3 protein-coding genes, 1 pseudogene and 1 riboswitch are annotated in these 4,035 nt (G+C 41.5%); all 4 genes and pseudogenes read right to left on the reverse strand.

The features are described from left to right. Nucleotides 1–216: 216 nt before the first annotated feature. Nucleotides 217–397, reverse strand: a riboswitch (Lysine riboswitch). A gap of 65 nt (nt 398–462) precedes the next feature. Next, nucleotides 463–1,221: pseudogene (gene yunB / locus WB217_RS04340) on the reverse strand (sporulation protein YunB). A gap of 59 nt (nt 1,222–1,280) precedes the next feature. After that, complete coding sequence (locus WB217_RS04345) at nt 1,281–2,390, reverse strand: HD-GYP domain-containing protein (protein WP_423990980.1); 1,110 nt, start codon at nt 2,388–2,390, stop codon at nt 1,281–1,283. A gap of 241 nt (nt 2,391–2,631) precedes the next feature. After that, entirely contained in the window at nt 2,632–2,949 is a 318-nt protein-coding gene (locus WB217_RS04350; protein ID WP_423990982.1) for a YunC family protein, read from the reverse strand. 483 nt (nt 2,950–3,432) lie between these two features. Beyond that, nucleotides 3,433–4,035: 5'-nucleotidase C-terminal domain-containing protein (locus WB217_RS04355; protein WP_423990984.1), on the reverse strand; the 603-nt coding region annotated here is incomplete at its 5' end.

Genomic DNA, 4,035 nt, shown 5'->3' on the forward strand with positions numbered 1-4,035 from the left:
ACCCCGCAGGAGCAAAGCGACGAGGAGGCTCAGCGCCAGCCCCTAGAAGAATTTGCTTATGAAAAGCCGGCAGTTGGGCTTTTTCATAATTCTTCCGCGGAAAGCGAAGCGCCTGAACGAAAATCAACAGCCTTGATTAACAGAGCCAAATACAAAAAAGAGCAACGATAGAGAAAATCCTATCGTCGCTCTTAATAAGCAACTAGTTTCTCCATCACGATCTGTAGCTCCCCATTATGAGATTCCCCCATAATGACAGTGATACTCTTTTTCAAAGTACCCCCAGCAAAAAAAATGTGACTCATTTAGATTGCTTCGGCAAAACTCCCTTTTAGCTGCGGTCAACGTTGTCATCCTCACACAGCCTACTAATGAATTTTGCTCCTCTACCCCACCGGAATGATAAGGTTATTATTCAATTGATTTCATAGTATAACAATATCGTTATGGTGACAACCATTTTTATTCGCCAGGTAATTCAATTGATGGAGAAGAATCACCGCCGCCATTATAGAATTGAGGAACTTTTCCAGGATAGTAAAAGCTGCCAATTGGAATATCTTCCTGAACAGTAGCAATTTCAGTTGCAAACGGGATAATAATTTGGACATTGACCTTTACCCTTACTGAAACATTCACCAGTGAGTTGTTGATTCCATGTTCTTCTGTTTCCCATACAATATCAGCTGTTACATCGCCAATGGCATTGAATTTTACGGGGATCATCGGACCCATATTCCCTAAAAGCGCATTATTGGTGGCTTGCCCTAAAGGAACATAATAGATGATTCCTTCTTACTTATCTTCTTCATCAGTGACAATCTCTATATCTGAGAGCATTTCAAGCGATGCGAGATTTCCTCGTTCAGCTTCCTTCAAATTCATTTGCACGAGGTTAGTCGTTTCTGCTTTTACACGATTAATGATCTCAGTATTGAATTTTACTACTGTAGAAGATCCTCCATCTACCGGGACAAATTCTATCACCTTATCAATATCCATACCATTGGCGATTTTTTTATTGATCGCCTTATTAATCACGAGCGTGGCGATTTTTCTTGTTTGAGATTCAGCATAGCTCATAAGCGTAGGCTCGATCCCCTTATCTATAATCCACAGTCCCGCTGCTGTTGAAAAGGAAAAAAAGACGAATGTCAGCAGGAACACATACCTGAAAGGCAAAGGTCCTTTCCGAGGCAGCCGCCGGCCGAATTTTGCCAAAACAAATCCCCCCTCTAAAGCTATATGTATGCTTTAAAGGAGGGAACTAGCCTAAAAAACTAATAATTGTTGGCGTACTCATACTTAATGATTGTGTCGCAGCTTGTGATCATTATCGATAGATTAGTCTGCAGGTCGATTTCATAAGGAACTACCCTCTGGCTATTTTCCTCAAGAATCCGGACAACGGGCCGTTCGCTTAGCCCAGGGTTTTGGGCAGCGACTACCCCTTTTCGTCCATCGCTTAAGATAACTGTCAATCCAACTGGATAGATGGCAACAGCCTTGCGAAATGCATCGACAACCTTCGGGTCAAAGAGACTCCCAGAACCTGAATAGAGGATTTCAAGGCCTTCATGCGGCAGCATTGCAGGCCTATAAACGCGGTTGGATGTGACAGCATCAAATACATCTGCAACCCCAAGAATGCGGCCAAACAGGTGAATCTCATCGCCTTTCAATCCGCGTGGATAACCTGAACCGTTCAGTCTCTCGTGATGCTGATAAGCACAATGAGCAACGATTAAAGGAATCGTCGGGATATTCCGAAGCAGCTGGAAACCTTCCTCGGCATGTTCCTTGATGACCTGGAATTCTTCCCCTGTCAGCCGACCGGGTTTTGTCAAAACCTCTTCAGGAATCTTCATTTTGCCTACATCATGCAAAATTGCTCCAAGTCCGAGCTGCTCCAATTCCTTCGGAGTCAGCTTCATTTCAATTCCGATGGCCAAAGCATACAGCGTTACATTCAGTGAATGTGAAAAAATATAGTGATCGTGCAGGAAAACATCGGACAGCATATTGAGCAGTTCTTTGCTTCGTTGAAGTTCATCTAGCAAAATACTAATCAATTTTTTGAACTTCCTTGCCGATTTTTCAAGCACGAATGAATGTGAAATGTTCGTATCGTCCTGGATTTGCTTAAACGTCTCTCCAATCGATTTGATAGCATTCACACGCAATTCATCAGAAATCGAATTTGAAAGGATGAGATCGTCAGTATCTGGATCCTTTATATAAATATAATCAATACCAAACTCTAATAACCGGTTGAGGATTTTCCTCTCAAGCCGCGCTCCCACGTTTAAAAGAATCTGCCCCTGGTCATTATAGATGGCTTTTCCAAGTAAAGCTCCTTCATCTACTGAAGTGGTGGCTACCAGTCTCATGTCAATTCCCACTTTATCTGTTTGTTATAGGCTGTTTCCGAATGGGGGCATTTCCCCAAAGAATCCAACAAAGCCTTATTGTCCAGCAAGAAAATTTTACATAATACGACAATTATTTCTTACATTTTAACACATCCATTTATCGAATGGTTATGGTATTATGAATATTTTTACATTGGGAAAATAATAGGTTCATTGAGTCCAGATCGGGATACCCTTCCTTGTAAAGTAAAAAGACAGCCTAATCCGGCTGTCTATCATTCATGAGCAGCAAAGCTTCCTTGCCGACCATGCCCTTAATTGCCCCCATATTCTCAGCTTCAAACGTAACTGACTCCAGTGGAGCTTCAAGCAATTCTTCAATTGTTTTAACACCAACTGCTCTGCCGGCAATGACTTTCCTGGTCTTAAGCTTTTCATTCAGAAGCGCGACATCAAGAGCGCCGCACATAATATAGCCTCTATCTCCTGTAACTACAAGCAAATTGGTTTTAGGCAATCTGACGGTAATGCATAAAAAGGTTCTGCCTTCTATTTCAATCGGTGACATTTCGATCATGACTACACTCTCCTTCCATCCATCCATTAACACTCTATGAAGAGATGGGAAAAAGCGTGATATTTTGATTAAAGATTGATGTTTACATAGGGGCTTTTATAAAAATTTGTTGTTATCTATACGACTCTTTTTCTGAAATTACTTGTTAAGTGCAAGGATTTACAATTGGACCAACTCGGAGCGAATTAACTTCAATAAGTTGTACCAATAAGTGGTATTGGAACATCTCGAAGCGTAAAATCGGCAACATGTTGTTCCAATATGCTGCATTGGAACATCTCGAAGTGAAAAATTGTCAACATGTTGTTCCAATAAGCTGCATTGGAACATCTCTGAGCGAAAAATCGGCATCCCGTTGTTCCAATAAGGGGTATTGAAACATCTCTGAGCAAAAAATCGACATTCAGTTGTTCCAATAAGCCGCATTGGAACATTTCGGAGCGAAAAATGGTCAATTAATTGTTACAATAAGCAGCAAAATCCTTATTTATAAATAGATGAAAGTTTCCATTCGAGTAAATTCCGCAAGAACTCTGGCAACCAGTATTTCTTATTTTTAGCCCGATAAATTTCCGGGAAAAATCGTCCAAACGTAAACATATCTGGTATTGCTAACACATAGTATTTTTTTGCATCGAGTGGTGCGCCATTTATCAAAATCTGCTGTACGTTATGGACTTTTTGAAATTCTATTCCATCGTACTCCATAACGCCCATGACAGAGCCTCGAAAACCAAGACCTTTAATTTGCATATGCGGCCATTTTTCATCAAGGGTTTGGAGGAGCACCTCTTTTAACTCAGCTCCTGATAGCTTTATGGTGCATGGATTAATCGGGTGTGGGCAAATTTCAAGCAAGTCGAATTGCGAGACTTCGCCTTTTTTTAACCCACGAAGCAGCATTCCGGCATTCATGAATGCACAATCTGCATCACACCATTCACGCAATGCTTGAGTCAGCATTTTTGAAAGTGCTGAGTATTCCAGCGGGTCTGCCTTTAACTCCTCTGGGAGCATTGCCACCGTTGTAGCCATTAGCCTTTTTCCTTCGTCGTAATACCCATCGGATAACTGCAGCTCATTGTC

Origin of the sequence: Mesobacillus sp. (assembly GCF_049588175.1) — a bacterium.
Taxonomy (GTDB): Bacteria; Bacillota; Bacilli; order Bacillales; family Cytobacillaceae; genus Mesobacillus.

Coding starts and splice junctions, on each gene's coding strand:
- WB217_RS04345 (WP_423990980.1), bottom strand. CDS start 2,390: ATGAGACTGGTAGCCACCACTTCAGTAGATGAAGGAGCTTTACTTGGA.
- WB217_RS04350 (WP_423990982.1), bottom strand. CDS start 2,949: ATGATCGAAATGTCACCGATTGAAATAGAAGGCAGAACCTTTTTATGC.